Annotated in this window: 10 protein-coding genes and 1 tRNA gene; 9 read left to right on the forward strand and 2 right to left on the reverse strand. The window is 56.2% G+C overall.

Annotated features, from left to right (window positions below):
- Positions 1-110: 110 nt before the first annotated feature.
- The 4 genes from BMW84_RS19695 to BMW84_RS19710 all read left to right on the forward strand — a co-directional run bounded on the left by BMW84_RS19695 (position 111) and on the right by BMW84_RS19710 (position 5,504).
- Entirely contained in the window at positions 111-1,736 is a 1,626-nt protein-coding gene (locus BMW84_RS19695) for an AraC family transcriptional regulator (RefSeq protein ID WP_091071325.1), read from the forward strand.
- 117 nt (positions 1,737-1,853) lie between these two features.
- Complete coding sequence (locus BMW84_RS19700) at positions 1,854-2,861, forward strand: FecCD family ABC transporter permease (protein WP_091071327.1); 1,008 nt, start codon at positions 1,854-1,856, stop codon at positions 2,859-2,861.
- Positions 2,854-3,873 carry a FecCD family ABC transporter permease gene (locus tag BMW84_RS19705; RefSeq protein WP_091071328.1) on the forward strand — a complete coding sequence of 340 codons (1,020 nt, stop codon included), beginning with the start codon at positions 2,854-2,856 and terminating at the stop codon, positions 3,871-3,873. Before BMW84_RS19700 ends, BMW84_RS19705 begins: the two co-directional genes overlap by 8 nt.
- Before the next feature lie 29 nt (positions 3,874-3,902).
- Positions 3,903-5,504: an alpha/beta hydrolase gene (locus tag BMW84_RS19710; RefSeq protein ID WP_091071330.1), complete on the forward strand. Its 1,602-nt coding sequence runs from the start codon at positions 3,903-3,905 to the stop codon at positions 5,502-5,504.
- Positions 5,505-5,574: 70 nt separating this feature from the next.
- Here the strand turns inward: BMW84_RS19710 and BMW84_RS19715 are convergent, their stop codons facing one another.
- Entirely contained in the window at positions 5,575-5,958 is a 384-nt protein-coding gene (locus BMW84_RS19715) for a hypothetical protein (RefSeq protein ID WP_091071332.1), read from the reverse strand.
- A 139-nt stretch (positions 5,959-6,097) separates the two neighbouring features.
- Between BMW84_RS19715 and BMW84_RS19720 the strand changes: the two genes are divergently transcribed.
- The 5 genes from BMW84_RS19720 (at position 6,098) to BMW84_RS19740 (ending at position 16,375) form a co-directional block, all read left to right on the forward strand.
- Complete coding sequence (locus BMW84_RS19720; RefSeq protein WP_091071333.1) at positions 6,098-7,396, forward strand: hypothetical protein; 1,299 nt, start codon at positions 6,098-6,100, stop codon at positions 7,394-7,396.
- Positions 7,397-7,604: 208 nt separating this feature from the next.
- Positions 7,605-7,689: transfer RNA gene (locus BMW84_RS19725), tRNA-Leu, on the forward strand.
- Positions 7,690-7,789: 100 nt separating this feature from the next.
- Positions 7,790-9,196, forward strand: coding sequence for an MATE family efflux transporter (locus BMW84_RS19730; RefSeq protein ID WP_091071335.1), 1,407 nt, complete (start codon positions 7,790-7,792; stop codon positions 9,194-9,196).
- 331 nt (positions 9,197-9,527) lie between these two features.
- On the forward strand, positions 9,528-14,966 hold the full coding sequence (locus tag BMW84_RS25175; RefSeq protein ID WP_091071337.1) for a S8 family serine peptidase: 5,439 nt from the start codon (positions 9,528-9,530) through the stop codon (positions 14,964-14,966).
- 161 nt (positions 14,967-15,127) lie between these two features.
- Positions 15,128-16,375 (forward strand): helix-turn-helix domain-containing protein, encoded by a 1,248-nt coding sequence (locus tag BMW84_RS19740; RefSeq protein ID WP_175498918.1) that lies wholly within the window; start codon positions 15,128-15,130, stop codon positions 16,373-16,375.
- Between the two features lie 71 nt (positions 16,376-16,446).
- On the opposite strand, the gene BMW84_RS19745 is transcribed toward BMW84_RS19740, so the two are convergent.
- Positions 16,447-17,784, reverse strand: coding sequence for a 6-phospho-beta-glucosidase (locus BMW84_RS19745; RefSeq protein ID WP_091071341.1), 1,338 nt, complete (start codon positions 17,782-17,784; stop codon positions 16,447-16,449).
- Between the last annotated feature and the right edge of the window lie 5 nt (positions 17,785-17,789).

Raw genomic sequence — 17,789 nt, forward strand, 5'->3', positions numbered from 1 at the left:
AGCCTGCAGCACGGGCAAAAGGGGATATTTGTATTTTCAAGGGCGGCAATTTTTGATACACTTAATTGATAATGATTATCATTGTTATTGATTGGGATTGAGGTGTTCATATGGATACATTGCTTGCATCCGCCGGTCTGGAGCAGCTGACGGCGAGGTTATGGGATATTGAAATTGTCGCCGGTTCAGCGGGGATCGTGCCGCAATTGACCAACGGCCCGGTGATGCTGGTGCTGTTAAGCGGCAGCGGCAGGCTGAAGCGCGATAAGGATGCCGTGCCTATGCGGCGAGACGCGGCGTATTTCACTCCGGCTTACAGTACCTTCGGCTTTGACGAAGTCCGGGAAGGCACGCAGCTGGCGGTTATCCGGTTTGAGCTGTACCGGGAGTCCAGCCAAAGCCGGGGTGTGCTGCTGTCTGACCGGGCGCAGCAGCCGGTATTTCAAGCGGAAGGCGTCGCTCTGCGCCCCGCCGGGCGTCTGAGCGCTTTATGCCGGACGCTCTGGGAACAGCGTCAAAGCCGGGATGCCCTCCTTCGCGGGCGGACCCAGCTGACCTTTCAAGAGCTGCTGTATGAAGTTGTACATAACCGGTCCGAACGCTTCGCCGACAAAGGGCTGGATGCCGCAGCGCAGGCTAAAGCCTATATTGATGCGCATTACGGCGAGGACCTGAACATCGAGCGGCTGGCCGGCATCGTCAAGCTGAGCCCGAAGTCGTTTGCCAATGCCTACAAAAAGCATTACGGCATCAGCGCCCCGGACTATCTGGCCCGGGTGCGGATCAGCCGGGCTAAACGGCTGATGCTCGGCTCGGACATGAAACTGAAGGATATCGCCCATGAGGTGGGCTATGAGGATGAATTTTATTTCAGCCGCAAATTCCGGAAATTGGTTGGCCTCTCCCCCACGGCTTACATCAAGAAACGGAAAACGCGGCTTGCAGTATACGGCTCTCCCGCGCTGCTCGGTTACCTGCTCCCGCTGAACATCACCCCGGCAGCGGCGCCGCTGCATCCGAAATGGACAGGGTACTATTATAACCAGCTCGGCACCGACATTGCCGTACACTTGGATGCTTTCCGCAATCAGCAGAACCGGCCGGTTAACCTGCCCGCTCTGGCGGAAGTAAAGCCGGAGCTGATTCTATGCCCTGCCGGATTGGAGCCGAAGGAGAAGGCATCGTTGTCCGGGCTGGCTGAGCTTTATGAACTGCCGGCGGAGAGCGAGGGCTGGCGCGCGGGCCTGCGAGCCGTAGCGCAGCGGCTGGATGAACGGGAAGAGGCGGAACGCTTCATCGAGGCTTTTGAATGGAAAGCCGAGCGAATCCGGAAGAAGCTGGCTCCTGTGTTTCGAACCACGCCGCTTCTGCCGCTTCGGCTGCTGAAGGGGCAGTTTTATGTACACTGCAACCGGGGGATCGCGGATGTGCTGTTTGACAGCCTGGGCGCATCATTGTCCTGCTCGCAGGCGTCCATGCCTTTTGATGCTCCCATTTCGCTGGAGGAGCTGGATCAAGCGGGAGATGGAATCCTATTGCTGCTGATTTGCCAGGAGACGGAGACGCTGCAGGGCTGGAAGACGCTCTCCGAGTCGCCGGAATGGCTGTCCTTGCGCGCGGTCCGGGAAAAGCGGGTCCAGATCATTCCTTCCGACCCGTGGAGGGAGTACTCGCCGAGTGCGGTAGACCGGATGCTGGACAGCGCCGAAGCGCTTTTTGCGGCAAAACGTCCATGATTTCCGGAGGAAATGTCCATGGCCTGCCGCCGGTGGATGCCTTATCATCGTTCGTGATGATATTCATTCTCATTTACAGAGGGGTTCATCATCAAACTAGGGATAAGGCGTGTTTTTATGTCCAAAAAAGCGAAGCTTTCGGCATTCATCTTGATCATCGCTCCTGTGATTGCACTGCTTTTCGTTGTCGTCTCGGTGCGCTACGGCGCCAAAGAGATTTCCGCTAAGGAGATCTGGGATTCCGTCTTTCATTTCGACGAGAACAATATCGATCATCAGATTATTAGGATCTCGCGGCTTCCGCGGGTTATCGGCGCCATGCTTATCGGCGTCTTTCTTGCCGTCTCGGGGGCTTTGATGCAGGGCATCACCCACAATTACCTCGCTTCGCCTTCCATTATGGGCGTCTCCGACGGTTCGGTGTTTCTGGTGACGGTCTGCATGGTCTTTATGCCGGACAGCGGCTCGGTCAGCCTGATCGCCATATCCATGATTGGTTCGGCCTGCGGCGCAGGCATTGTGTTTGGACTGGCCTGGCTCATTCCGCGCGGAATGACGCCGGCAAGGCTGGCGATTCTGGGGACGGTCATCGGGACGTTCCTCGGCGGGCTTTCGCAGACGCTGGCCTCGTATTTTCAGGTCTCACTCGGCGTAAGCCTCTGGTATAATGCCCGACTGCACCAGCTCGATCCCGAACTGATCCGCATTGCCATCCCGTTTGCGCTGGTCGGGCTGGTTCTCGCTGCAGCCGTCTCCGGCTCGGTCACCGCCGTCTCGCTGGGGGACGATGTGGCGGCCGGTCTGGGCGTGCGCACCAAGCTGGTTAAGGGGCTGGCAATGCTGGCGGTAGTCATTTTAACCGGGGTATCCGTGGCGCTGGTCGGAAAAATCGCTTTTGTCGGCCTGATCATCCCGCATATCGCCCGGATGTTCGCCGGAGCCGATTACCGCTGGATCATTCCGCTGTCGGGTGTGCTTGGGGGATTGTTCCTGCCGCTGTGCGACCTGCTGTCCCGCTTCGTGAATTACCCGTTCGAGACGCCGGTCGGCGTCGTTACCGCCTTGTTCGGCGTTCCGTTCTTTCTCTATTTGATCCGTACGAGAGGGGATGGGAAAAATGCCTAACGGCAGCAAATCAAGATTTTGGCTCGTCATGATCGCTTTGGCGGCCGTCATTCTGGTCGTCGGATATATCAACTTGACCAGCGGTTTGTACGATCTGTCCGTGCGGGAGGTCCTCCGGACGCTGTTCCGGCTCGACCGTGTCCCTGAGAACGACCTCGTCATTTTCGAGTTCCGCCTGCCGCGGATTGTGCTCAGCCTGCTGGTCGGTTATTCGCTGGGCCTCGCGGGAGCGGTTATCCAAGGCATTACCCGCAATCCGCTGGCTGATCCCGGTATCCTCGGCATCAATGCCGGGGCGGGAACGGCGGTCGTATTGTTTATGTTCCTGCTGCAGGGCAGTATGGATGGCACGGGCGGGTCCGCCGTGCTGGCGATGCCGCTGTTCGGGCTGCTGGGCGGGCTGGCGGCAACGGCGCTAATCTATGTATTCGCCCGGCATCACGGCGTGATCGAGCCGCAGCGCCTTATTCTGGTCGGCATCGCCATCGCCTCGGGTTTCGGCGCAGTGACGACTTACCTGTCGCTGAAGATGAATTCGCAGGATTTCGAGAAGGCGGCGGTATGGCTCTCCGGAAGCATCTACAGCGCAAACTGGAAGTTTGTCGTCCTCATGCTGCCGTGGATGCTGGTTTTTGTACCGCTGCTGCTGACCCGGTCGAAGGTGCTCGACGTCTTCCAGTTGGAGGAGCAAAGCGTAAGGGGCCTCGGCGTCCGGGTTGAACGCGAGCGTAACTTCCTGCTGCTCGGCAGCATCGGACTGGTCAGCGCAAGCGTGTCCGTATCCGGCAGCATCGGCTTTGTCGGGCTGATCGGGCCGCATATCGCCCGCAGGCTCGTCGGGCTGCAGCATCGCTGGAGCCTGCCGGTCAGCGGGCTGACGGGAGCGCTAATGGTTGTCGCCGGGGATTATATCGGGCGGACCCTCTTCGCGCCGACGGAGCTGGCGGCCGGCACCGTTATTTCTTTGATCGGCGTGCCGTATTTTGTATTTTTGCTGATCCGGGCACGCTAAGCGCCTAAGATACAGGGGGAGCCCAGTCCATGGTAAGGTATATCCAGCACACCGTAGGTGAACGAAAGCTGCGGATTTATTTGCCGCCGTCCTACCAAGATTCGCCGGAAGTCCGGTATCCGGTCGCTTATGTCCAGGATGGCGGCGATCTGTTTAACAGCCGTCTGAATTATCTGGAGCATTTGTTCCGGCAAGGTAAGCTGGTAGAGATGCTTATGGTCGGCATCATGCCCTATAACCGCAACGACGAGTATACGCCGTGGCCTGCGGCTGCCCTGGTCGCGGGCCGCCCGGATTTCGGAGGCGGGGCAGAGGCTTATATCGACGAAGTGGCGGATAACATCAAGCCCAGCATCGATGAAATGTTCCGGACGAAGCCGGAAGCCGCAAATACGGCGATGATCGGCGGCTCACTGGGCGGACTGGTCTCGCTGTTCGCCGGATACCGGCGGCCGGAGGTGTTTGGCCGCATCGGCATGCTCTCCGCCTCCTTCTGGTATGAGGGCGTGCTGGAGGAGATTGCAGCGCGTGGAGCGCTGCCGGAGCCTACCCGCTTCTACCTGTCGGTAGGTACCTGCGAAGGGATCTACAAGAATGGCATCCAGCGGAAGATGGTGGAGAACACCAGGCAGGTTCATGCCTCCTGGCTGCAGCAGGACGGCGTTGCGGCGCGGATGCGCTTCGTGACCGCGGAAGGCGGCACGCATGATCTTCTATGCATGGCCGAGAGGCTGCCGGAAGCGCTGGGGTGGCTGTTCGCGCAGGAGCCTGAACAAGCGGCCGCCGAGACGCTCGATCTGGCCGCCGAAGAGCAGCCGTTTCGGATTCCCGGGACGAAGCAGTGGACCGTCCACGCCGGACGGAGCGGCGCGGAATACCGCATCTTCGTGTATGTGCCCGAAACGCCTTCGCCGCCCGGCGGCTACCCGGTGCTGTACGCGCTAGACGGCAACGCTGTCTTCGGCTCTCTGGCCGAAACGATGCGGCTGCAGACGCGGCCGCCGCACGGGTATGAGCCCGGCGTTATCGTCGGCATCGGCTACCCGGCGGCGGGACCGATCGTCACGGACCGCCGGATGTATGACTATACCGAACCGGCGGATCCGGCCAGGCTGCCGGTTCGGCCGGACCGCTCGCCCTGGCCGGCGATCGGCGGGGCGGAGGCGTTCCTGGCGTTTATCGAAGAAGAACTGAAGCCGCTGGTGGAACGCCGCATTCCCGTGGACCGCAGCCGGCAGGCATTATTCGGGCATTCGCTGGGCGGCTGGTTTGCGCTGTACGTGCTCGCGCAGCGGCCGTTGGCCTTCACGCATTACGCGGCCGGCAGTCCCTCGATCTGGTGGAACAGCTCGTCGCTGCTGGCCCGGCTGCCCCTCAGCCTGTCGCGGCATTTGGCCGAGCAGTCCGAAGAGGCTGACTTGCCGCCGGTTTCGCTGTATATCGGCATCGGCAGCGAAGAGAAGCCGGCGATGCTCGCCGAAGCGGAGCATCTGGCCGGGCGGCTGGAACCGCTGCGCGGGCCGGGTTTTGCGTTGACCTACCGCAGATTCGAAGGGGAGGGGCATCTCTCCGTCCTGCCGCCGCTGTTCAGCGGGCTGCTGCGCTTCTGGCTGAAAGCGCCGGCGCAATAGGTGGTCCCATAGAAATAAGAAGAGCAGCGGTTCTCCATAGGGAGGATCACTGCTTTGCGTTTGGTCTTGGCTATTGTTGATTGTTCGGTCCCATTAACCCTTTGAGGCCGCTCATAAACGGTTTGATGGTCTTAATCATGCCCCAGCCCATCTTCATGACGGGCATTGCCCTTTGCATAAAACCGAAAAAACGGAAAGCGCCCCCCAGTGCCCCTATTCCCCCCAGACCGCCACCCGCCCCGAGCAGCGAAAACAGCCCGGATACGGACGCATCCGGCTTGCCGGAGCGGCTCCGGGTCCGGCGTTTGCCGTAATGCGGCCGGGTCAATACCAGCCCTTCTTCCTTCAATCCGCTGATCCACCCCACATACGTCCGCCCGTCATGCAGCGTGATGACGACCTTACGGCCTTGCAGCCGTTTGGCCTGATGACGGATTTTTGCCGAATTTCCCATCGTTCCAGCACCTCGCTGATTGGATTTTTTACTTTATTTTACGAAATTTCCGCGGTATTGCCTGTGCATGTATAACAAGCCAAGGTAAAATTGGGAAGATACGCCTAAATTACGGAACATACATAAGGAGCGTGCAAGCATGTCGTTGGCTGATTTGAGCAAAGCGCTGAAGGATTTAACCACTCTTGTGCAAATTCGGGAGAATACCGGTTTTAATGATGCGGAAGTTCGGCAGCTGCTGAAGGAGACGGGCTGGAGTCCCGAAGAAGCGGCCGAAAACATGGAGATTTTAGTAAAGGGTGGAGCCGCAGCGGTTTATGCCAAGGAAGCGATCGCTGAAGGCCTTAAAAACGCGGGACTGCACAACAAGCTCGCCGAAAACCTCGGCAAACTGAATACGATGCGTGGCGGTCCGAAGGGTTTCAAAGGTTTCGTATTTGAAGAAATGCACGCGACGAGCGAAACGCTTAAAGGGCAGGCGACGACGGTCATTAACAATAACGGAATCGCGGACTTCGCAATCCTCCAGGCGGACGGCAGCCTGAAATATGCGCAGGCCAAAGTCGGGTATGGTAGCGGCAGCATTGATTTTTCCGCGTATCGGGGACAGACGCTGGTCGTGGATAAAGGAAATACAGCCTTGATTGCAAAAGCGAAGGAAGCGGGCCTCGAAGTCGTTGAATCGGATATCAGCGCAAAGGAAGCCGGGAAACTGGCCAAGCAGATGCAGATGGAGAGCCGGATTACCGGAAAAGCGAATGCCGTCGCGGTCCCCAAAACGCAGGCAGCGATGAACATCGCCAAAGAGTCACACCGGGCGGGAATGCAGTCGGCCCGAACAGGAGGACAATTCGGCGGCGGCTTCAGTTTGGGTTCGAATGCCGTCGATGTACTCACCGGCGACAAAAAAATCGGCGAAGCCGCAGCCGCCGTTGCCGTGGATACTGCGGTATCCACGGGCATCGGCTACGCCGCCGGCGCGATTGCGACCGCCGTGGGACAGACGGCGGTAGGGACAGCCGTAGCCGGCACGATCGGCACGGCCACCACTGCCGTCGCGGGCACCGCGTTCGGCGGAGCGGCCATCGCGGCGGGCAGCGCGGTGGTCGGCACGATCGGCGCCGCCGGCACTGCGGCGGTGACCTCGACGCTGGCGGCCGGCGCAGCCGTCGGCGGCACCGTGGCGGCTGCGGGCACGGCCGTCACTTCGGCGCTCGCCAGCACGGCGGTCGGCGGCGCCGTAGCCGCAGCCGGCTCGGCGATTGCCGGCACGGCCGTGGGCGGCGCAGCCGTCGCCGCCGGAGCAGCCGCTACCGGAGCTGCGGTAGCGGCGGGCGGGGCCATTGCGGCAGCGGCCGTAGCCGCGGCACCGGTGGTTGCCGTCGGCGTGGCCGCCGGCGCAATTTTCAAGCTGGGCAAAAAGCTGTTCAGACGTTAAGCCCTTCTGCAATTCAAGAGGAAAGGAGGGAGCCTTCGGTGTGTGAGTGGAACGAGATGGTACAGCGGAGCTCGCCAAAGGTTGGCCCCCTCCTTCCCCGCGGATGGAATCGGGGTCTTCCGGCGTATCTCGAAAAAAACAAAAAATAATGCTTGCTCTCCTCCTAAATCCATGATATATTATTTCTTGTCTTGCAAAACATGAATATGCGGTCGTGGCGGAATTGGCAGACGCGCACGGTTCAGGTCCGTGTGGGCTAACCCCCCGTGGAGGTTCGAGTCCTCTCGACCGCATCATAGCTTTACCTTGCAGGACAGCTCTTCGACTACGAAGAGCCTTTTTCTATTTTAGGGGTATTTTTTCAAAGTCAAACACAAAAGAAGTGAAAGAGGCATGGAGCCGAATTTACAGATAAGCCCGGCGCCCCAGGGACGGATCCCGAGGCTGCTGGACAAATATTTTACCGGGCAAACGATGGATTACCGCCAGATGATCTCCTTGTTTATTCCGATCCTGGTGGATCAGGCCTTTATCGTCGGGTTGAACCTCATCAATGCGGCGATGGTCAGCTCCTCGGGCGTGGATGCTATCAGCGCGGTCAATATGATCGATTCCCTGAATATTTTTCTAATCAGCGTCTTTATCGCCGTGGCAACGGGCGGAACGGTCGTGGTGGCCCAGTATAAAGGGAGCGGCAATGAAGCCATGGTCTCCAAAGCGACGGCCGGGGCGGTCTCTTCGGTATCGCTGATTGCGCTGCTCATCGGCCTGATCGGCATTGTGTTTCATAACCCTCTGCTGCATTTGCTGTTCGGGGCGGCGTCGCCGGAGGTAACGGACAATGCGCGTACGTATCTGATCGGCAGCGGTTTCTCGTATGTGGGCATCGCCGTGGTAGAAGCGGTCTGCGGCGCGCTGCGCGGGATTGGCCGGAGCCGGGCTTCGCTGGTGCTGTCGCTGATTATGAACTTTTCGTATGTGCTGCTGAATCTGCTGCTGATAACCGGTATGGATATGGGCGTGCTGGGGTTGTCCATTTCCGTCAATATCTCCAGATATCTGGCCGCCGCGTGCGCGCTGGTGTACCTGTTCCGTCTGGACAGCAGCCTGCATGTGGCCGTTCGCGACTTGCTCAAAGTCAACTTCGGGATGCTGAAGCGGATTATGTCGGTAGGCATGCCGTTTGCGGCGGAGCAAATGTTTTTTAACGGGGGGAAAATCCTCACCCAGATCTTCATCGTCAGCCTCGGCACGTACGCGCTGGCCACCAATGCAATCTGTTCGTCGCTCGCCGGCGTCATGCAGATTCCGGCCAATGCGCTGTCGCTGACGCTCATTACGGTAGTCGGCCAATGTATCGGTGCCGGAAATGCCGGGGATGCACGCAAATTCGTCAAGTCGTACCTGTGGCTGTCGAGCTTGTCCTTTGTGCTGATGGGCCTCTTGATGCTGCCGCTGTTCCATCCTCTGATGTCGCTGTTCCAGCCGCCGGAAGAGATCGTGCGCGATATCTTCATCGTCTGGCTGATCAATACCATTGCCCAGATTCCGCTGTGGTCGGTCAGCTTTATCACGCCTTCGGCCCTGCGGGCGGCGGGCGATGCCAAATATACGTCGATGGTCTCCATGCTGTCGATGTGGCTGTTCCGCGTCGTGCTCGGCTACCTGCTTGGCATCGTGTTCCATATGGGCATTGTCGGGGTGTGGCTGGCGATGAACTGCGAGTGGGGCGTGCGGGGCTTTATCTTCCTACGGCGTTTCTTTTACGGGGATAAATGGGTAAAGCATAAGTTAATCTAGCCAAAGTCAGGACTAAATGTTATATATATTTTTTCTTTACTCCACTATTTGGGGTAAAAATAGAGCAGACCATTCGGCCGCTTTCAGCAGAAAGCGGTTTTTTTGTGCGTTTTTCTCTTCGTACCCTCGCTTTTTTCGGAAAAACGGCGTTTATTCTCCTTATATTTCCTTTTATTCTGTGCGTTTTATCATACGATTACCCCAATTTACATCTAAAAACCTACAGATTATATTAAGTAAAAAAATTGGGTCCAAGCACTTTAACAGTTTAGTAGTTTAGCAGCAGAAAGCAGAAATTCATCTATTCATTATGAGGTAATGGAGGAGTCAAATGAAGCGCAGAACAATGGAACGTTTGTTTTCCGGCACAATCGCAGGGGGGATGCTGGTTTCTACCTTGCTGGCCCCTGCCGCTTTTGCGGCGCCTTCCGCCAGCGGCAAGCTCACCACAGAACAGGCGGCAGCTATTCTCAAGAATCTGACCCCGGCACAACGCCAGGCGCTGGAGAAGGTCAGTGCCAGTACCGGGCCGGTCATTTCGCCCGGAATTAACACCGAGAGTTCGGATCTTGTCAACGTCATCGTCCAGTTTATCCCTGAACCAGCTGCAGTAGCCGGACTGGAAAGTTCCGGACAATCGCGGAAATTTTCGTTGACCTCCGCGGAGGACCAGGTAGAGCAGTCCCATAAGGACTTCAAGACGTTTATCAATCAACTGAAGATCAGCACATTTCAGAGAGGCAGCGCACGCGCTTACAATCCCTCGGGAATTTCGATCTATCAGGAGTACCGCGAAGCATTTAATGGCGCGGCTGTGACCTTGCCGGGGACGGCTGTGGGGGATTTGGCGAGTTCAGGGCTGGTCAAAAAGATCTGGAAAGATACTACAGTTCAATTGCCGGAGGATTCGGTTGTGCCTACCGATCTTACAGGGGATGCTGCCTCCTTGGTTGGGACTGAAGGAGAAGAAGGCGGCGGAAACGACAAGAAGATGATGGAAAGTTTTCCGGTCATCGGGGTAGACAAGCTGCATGACGAAGGTGTGACCGGTGAAGGCATCAAGGTAGGCGTTCTGGATACCGGGATTGACTACAATCACCCTGATTTAACCAATGTTTATCACGGATACCGTAAGACCGAAGGTGAAAATCCGGCGGCTGTCGATCCAGCCAGCGTCAAGGGCTGGGACTTTATCGACAATGATGCCGATCCGATGGAGACCACATACAAAGATTGGGAGGCAGCGGGTAAGCCGGAATCCGCATCGGAAGAATATTATACTTCCCACGGTACGCATGTATCCGGGACCATTGCCGGTCAGCAGGCCAATGGTGTCGATTATGCCGCCCTGGGCGTTGCGCCCGGAGTCGAACTGTATTCCTACCGTGTTCTCGGGCCCTATGGATCTGGCGCCAACAGCGGCATTATTGCTGGAATCGACAAAGCGGTGCAGGACGGAATGGATGTGATCAACCTTTCGCTCGGTTCAAAGTTGAATGATCCGCTCGACCCGACGTCTATAGCCATCAATAACGCAATGCTTGCCGGCGTAGTCAGCGTAATTGCCGCAGGCAACGACGGTCCAAAGGCGAGTACGCTCGGAACACCGGGTGCCAGCGCACTGGGTATCACTGTCGGTGCCTCCAGCGTGCCGATACACATTCCTACGGTTACAGCTTCCGTATATGATGCGGCGGTTTCGGCAGCCGGAGATGACGAGTCTGCTACGGTAACGGATACGGTCTACCAGCCGCTGACCATGAAGCTGTTCGGCGAAGAGTTCAATTATGAACCTAGCAGCATTGTCGGTACGGAACTGGAAGTCGTTTATGCAGGCCTGGGCAAGGCGGAGGATTTCACCGGCCTGGATGTAAACGGCAAGGTTGCGCTTATCGCGCGCGGGGAGATCGGCTTGAATGTCAAAATCAAAAATGCCGCCAAAGCCGGTGCGGCCGCTGCTCTTATCTATAATAATACAACCGGTTATATCGATAATTATCTGGGCGAGGCTTCGGGCTTTATTCCGACCTTCCAGATCCTGCAGGCGGACGGCGAGAGCCTGAAGAAGATGGCCAAGCCCTATATCCGCTTTACGGATGCGAGCGATACATTGTCCCAAGGTGATGCGCTGGCCGATTTCAGCTCGCGGGGACCGGTAGCTGGAACAGATGACATCAAGCCTGACCTGGTAGCTCCGGGTGTGGCGATCTTCTCCACCTATCCGGTGTATATGAACGATCCGGTGAACCAGAGCAATTACGATATCGCCTATACGCGGATGTCGGGTACTTCCATGGCGACTCCGCATGTGGCCGGCATCGCCGCCTTGATTCTTCAAAAGCATCCGAATTATACGCCTTTTGATGTAAAAGCTGCGCTGATGAATACCAGTGTTGACTTATATAAGGACTATTCGGTGTATGAAGTCGGTGCTGGACGGGTTGATGCTTACCGCGCAGTTCATGCCGATACAACCGTTAAAGTGCTGGATACAACCACCAGTGTTTCAGCTGACAATAATTACGTAGATATTCAGGATATTACCGGTTCCCTGAATTACGGAAGCGTGTATACCGAGGAAGGCAAGACCACTTCGGTCAGTAAGACGCTGGAGCTGGACAACCGGGCCGAGAGCGCCAAGTCGTATCACCTGGAGCTGGAGCTGCCTTCAGGCGCACCGATTACCCTAAGCAGCAATGAAGTATCCGTACCTGCGGATTCCAGCGTCACGTACAATGCCGAGCTGCAGGTCAATCAAACGGTGCCGAACGGAACCTATGAAGGATATCTTCATGTAATCAATATAGACGATGCTGCGGATGTATACCAATTGCCGCTGCTCATCCGGGTATCGGACAAAGGCGTTGATTACCTGGAAATGGCTTCACCTGCAATTTCCAATAACTATGTGAAACACGCCTTCTCAAGTGAGGTCAGCATGACTTACCTTGGTCTTAAGAGTCCAATGGAGACGATCGATTTCTATCTTAAGGATTACAACACCGGAGAAGTGCTCGGTTTCCTGGGTATGATGGATGCTTCGAGTCTTCCGGCAGGCAAAGATCTCTATTTGATGAATATATTCAAGGGTTATGTCTATCCGTTTACGGAAGACGGAAGCATCTCCGAAATCTCCCGTTTTGTTCAGGAGGGCGAATATGTACTGGAGGCGTTCGCTACAGCTGCGGACGGTGAAACCTATCAGGTGGAAGCTCCGATGATATTGGTAGATAACACAGCTCCGGAACTTTCGCTTCAGACGACGAATGCTGCCGGAGACACTACTGCACTGACTCCGCAGGTCATTGAAGTGAACGATGATTCGCTGTTCACGACAGAAACGTACCAAGGCAAAGAAATTTCCGCCATTTGGGTACATGCGAACATTACGGACAACAGCATAACGCCGCTCCAGGAGGCGGGGTACGACTATGATCAAAGCGACAATACAGTAGCCGCTTATGAATACGGCAGCCCGTTCATTTCACGATACTTTACACCGGATTCGAACGGTGACTTCCGTTTCGGGATCACTAAGGAGGATTTCGCATCGGAACCTTATGAGCTGCGGCTCTTTGGCTGGGACCCTGCAACGGTGGGAACGGACTGGCTCGGCAACAAATATGTGTTTCTGACTCCGGATACCACTTACGCACTGACCGAGCTGGATAAGACTTCGGTGCAAGTAGGCGATACCTTCACGGCTACAATCAACATGAACAATCTGAAGGCATTCACCGGAGCCGAGTTTACCCTTGAGGATTTCTCCGGCGACTTTAAGCTGGAATCCATGGAAGCAACGGACCAATTCAAAGCGCTCGCGGCTGACCAAGGGGCAACGATAGACATTCAGCGAGAGGCGTCAAATCCATACTATAGCAATGTAAAAGTGAAACTGGAAGGGGAGAACCTCGCGGGAATCGACGGCGATGTGCCGCTGCTGACCCTCAAATACAAGGTGACCGCCGATGACTACTATGAAAAGGTGGCGACCATTCTTGCGACCGGCCTTACCGTGACGCAAGCGGGAGCGGAGGAAACCGTATATACGCCGTCTTACACAACGGATTATATGGATTTCGTCTCCCACACTTCGCGCCTCTATGGAAACGTAATTCCGGAAGCTTTTTTGGTAAACGGGGATCGTCAATTCGGCAAGGATTACAGCAAGATGAACTTCAACGTGTATGCGGAAACCGCCTCGGGCGAAAAATATACGGCAACGATTGACAATAGCGCCCAATACAATATTACGTCCATTCCCGTCACCGATGACGTTATCAAAGTAACCTTCAAAGCACCGGGGCATACCTCCGTCACCTATTCGACGGTGGATTATAAGATTGAGAATGGCAAGCTAATCGGAGCACGGCAGCGGCTGAACCTGAATGGCGCGCTAGCCGGCGACGTGAACGGCGACGAAGTGATCGATATTCTGGATTTGGAGCAGGCTGGTTTGGCTTACAAATCGAGCAATTTCAAGTCGGACATCAATCAGGACGGAATCGTCGATGACAAGGATATCCAGTTCATTGTGAGCAATTTCCTCAAGCTTGGACAGAATGCCGCAGCCGATGCGGTGGCTAAGGACAACATCGGAGGCGTTGGCCTGGATGCGATGCTGGAGATCATCAAGAGCCGTGCGCTGAATAGTGGCACCGTCGACACTGCTTCCGAGCAAACCGTATCCGCCTCCGATTTGGCGGCTGTAGCTAGCGGTGCAGTAACCATTGAAGGTAAAACGGGTATTCCGCTGAAGCTGCCGGCCAATGCGGGAGAACTGCTTAAAGGCAACAGCCTGGCAGTGCGGACCGATGCCGGAACGGTAACGATTCCGGCTGAAGTACTCCAGGCACTGGCGGCACAGGCGAATGACAATCATCAAGGCAATGTCTACTTAACGATTGCTGCGAAGGCAGTAACGCCTTCATCCGCTGAAACGGGTGTAGCGCTGACCTCTGGCGGCGTTTATGATTTCAACCTGTCCTACAAGAAAGCGGACGGCGAAGTGGTTCGGCTTGCAGCCTTCCCGAAAGACGCGCAGCTGACATTGTCTTACGACAGCAGTCTGAATGCCGATCTGGCGGGTATCTACTATCTGAACGAAAAGACCTCCGCTTGGGAATATACCGGCGGCGAGGTCAACGCGGCACAGCACACTATCACCGCAAACGTAGGCCACTTCAGCACTTATGGTGTACTGGCCTACGATAAGAGCTTCACCGATCTTTCCGCTTCTCACTGGGCGGCGGGAGCCATTAAGGCATTGTCTGCGAAGCATATCGTTACCGGGCAGTCGGATACGAAGTTCGCTCCGAATGCCAAGACATCGCGCGCGGAGTTCGTAGCGATGATCGTGCGGGCGCTGGGACTGAAGGCGCAAGCGCCTGCTGCGGGCCAGTTCAGCGACGTTGCGTCAGGAGCGTGGTATGCGGATGAGATTGCCGCGGCTCATGCAGCCGGACTGGTGAACGGACTTACGCAAACAACCTTCGCGCCAAACAAGAGCATTACCCGTGAAGGAATGGCGGTTATCGCCATGAAGGCATATGAATATGCGACCGCCAAGCAAGCAGGCTTACCGGCAAGTGAACAGCAATATAAGGATCAGGCCGCGATTTCTTCCTGGGCGGCGGACCGCATCGCCGAAGCGGCTGCGCTTTCCATCATGTCCGGGCACGCAAGCGGATTGTTCGCTCCGAAAGAAGCGGCAAGCCGTGCGGAAACGGCGCAAACCATTTATAACCTGCTGAGCGCGGCAGAAAAATAACATCATATTGCAAGGATTAAGGGAAGAGCCGGGAATAATTACCGCTGAAAATGCGGTAATTGCCCGGCTTTTTCTATTAACTGACTATTGGCTCATTTTCTGAGCGTTGTATAATGGAGAAAGGCTTACGGCTGTATTTTCACGGAAATGAGGACTGGAGAATGACTGAGGGCAAAATTATCAAGCACTACCGGGAGAAGCAGCAATTAACCCAACGGGAGCTTGGCCAGGGGATCTGTTCCGTTACTCATTTAAGCAAAATAGAACGGGGGATCACCGAATATTCTCCGGAAATCATCGACTTGTTGTGTGAGCGCCTCCATATCGAAATGGCCACAGAGGTAGAACGGTTCCACGAGACCCAACGCCAATTGAATGAATGGCATAATGCGATGGTGATGCAGCGGTCAAAGGAAGCGGAGACGCTGAAAGCGCAGATCGAGCAGGAGCCCCTTAAGGATTTGCCTGATTACAAAATCCCGTATCCGCTGCTGCTGATCCGCTACCATCTCTACAATAGTGACTTGAAGCCGGCTCAGCGGCTGATTCGCGAGTTTCAGAAGGAAGAATACGCTTCGACGTATGTGCGGAATTATTTCAAGCATCTTCAGGGGATTTATTATTTTTTGTCGGGCAAATTTCTGGACTGTATCGGCGTTCTGACAGACATCGACGAGTCGGAGTATACCGAACAGGAGTTTTACTATCATTTGGCACTCGCCTACCATTCGATCCATTCCAATATCATTGCCTATTATTATGGGGAAAAAGCACTGCAATATTTCCGGAAGACGCTGAATCTGGTTCGGATTATCGATACCGAAAGCCTGCTGCTGATTCAGCTCAGCGTCAATGAGCCACATTATTTTGCGATTGCCAAGCAATCGTATGAGAACTTGATCAAAGCTTGCGAACTCTGCGGTTCAATGGACCGTAAATATAAATTGCTTCATAATCTGGCCTACGAGCATATGCGCCGGGGGCTGTACGACGCGGCAGCCGGACTGTTCCGCCAGGTGATGGAGCTGGTGTCCGATTCGAATCACCCGTTCTACCTGACGGCGCTGGATTGCTATATTACCTCCTGTGCTGGCGCAAAGCGGTTGCCTGTCTCCGAACTGCTGGCCTTAACCTATCAGGGGCTGACACTGGCATTGGAGCGAAAGGACAACCGGACCATTAATTTCAACCTGCTGGTCCTGTCGCTGAAGGAGGAATGGCAAACGTATTACCGATATATTGAAGAAGAGGCATTGCCCCATTTCCGCAGCCATGGAGATACTTACCAGATTGAGCGTTATGAGCGCAAACTGCTGGACCATTACTTGAAGAGCGGCGAGCGCGATAAGGCGCTGGATCTTTCGCTTTCCATTATTGGCGCCATAAGCACCGGGTTGGAGGATTATTAAAGGATTCCCGCATATTGAAAAAGATTGCCGGCACGCAGAACAGGGTCTGCATGCGGCAATCTTTGGCGGGGTTAATTCCGGACGGCGGGAGCGTCCTCTCCGGGCGCAAAAAACTTCGGCAGCAACGCCTTGTTCGCCTCCAGCATTTCCTCCAGCAGATTCATCGCCGTCTGCACGGAAGGAACGAGCGGATGATGGACCAGCGCCTGCAGGGCCAGGTCGCGGTCGCCGGTAACGGCGGCGTCGATGGCCAGCCGTTCGTAGGTTTTGACGGCGTGAATCAGGCCCTTGGCCATCGGCGGGAACGTTGTAATCGGCAGCGGCAGCGGTCCGGTCTTGGTGACGACGCAATTGACCTCAATGCTGGCGTCATCCGGCAAAAAGTCGATGATCCCGCGGTTCGCCACGTTCAAGGTCTGGATATCGTTTCTTCCGTTATGCAGCGAGACCATCAGATTGACCGCGGCCTCGGAATAAAAAGCGCCGCCGCGCTGTTCCAGCTGCTTCGGCTTCTCCTTCAGCTCCGGATCGCTGTACAGGGTGAACAGCTGTTCCTCCACGCGTTTGACGACCTCGGCGCGGTTCTCGCCGCAACCGAGCGATTCCAGCTGCTCCTCCAGCATGGCGTCGGTCATATAGAAATATTTCAAATAGTAGGAAGGCAGTGCCCGCAAGGAACGGAGAAAGACCGGATTCCATTCCCGGGCCGGAACATTGGCTGCGCTGTAGCCTGAAGTATCCGCAAGCAGCTCCTCCAGCTTGTCTTCGCCGCCGACTTCGACCCGGCTGACCCAATGCAGGTGGTTGAGGCCGACGAACTCGGCGTAGACCTGCTCCGGGGGGACGCCGTATTTGCCGGACACCTGTTTGATCAGGCCGATCGGAGCGTTGCACAGCCCGGCGGTCTTGACCTTGGAATACCGCAGCACCGCTTCGGTCACCATGCCGGCCGGGTTAGTGAAGTTCAACAGCCAGGCGTTCGGGGCCAGCTCTTCGATATCGCGGCAGATGTCCAGGATGACCGGGATCGTGCGCAGCGCCTTCAGCATGCCGCCCGGGCCGGTCGTCTCCTGGCCGATGACGCCGTATTTCGGCGGAATCGCTTCGTCGCGCGCTCTGGCGTCAAGTTGACCGACGCGGATCTGGGTGCTGACGAAGTCGGCGCCGGATATGGCCTGCCGGCGGTCGGTCGTAAGGTGCACGGTAATCGGCAGTCCCGAGCGCTCCACCATGCGTTTAGCCAGATTGCCGACGATGTTGAGTTTGCGCGCGCCTGCATCGATATCTACCAGCCAAAGCTCCCGTACCGGCAGCGCATCATAATGGTTGATAAAGCCCTCCACCAGCTCGGGCGTATAAGAGGAGCCTCCGCCGATCACGGCGATTTTTAAGCCTTCGGTTGCTGTCATATTCT

Source organism: Paenibacillus sp. NFR01, from assembly GCF_900111565.1.
GTDB lineage: Bacteria > Bacillota > Bacilli > Paenibacillales > Paenibacillaceae > Paenibacillus_AQ.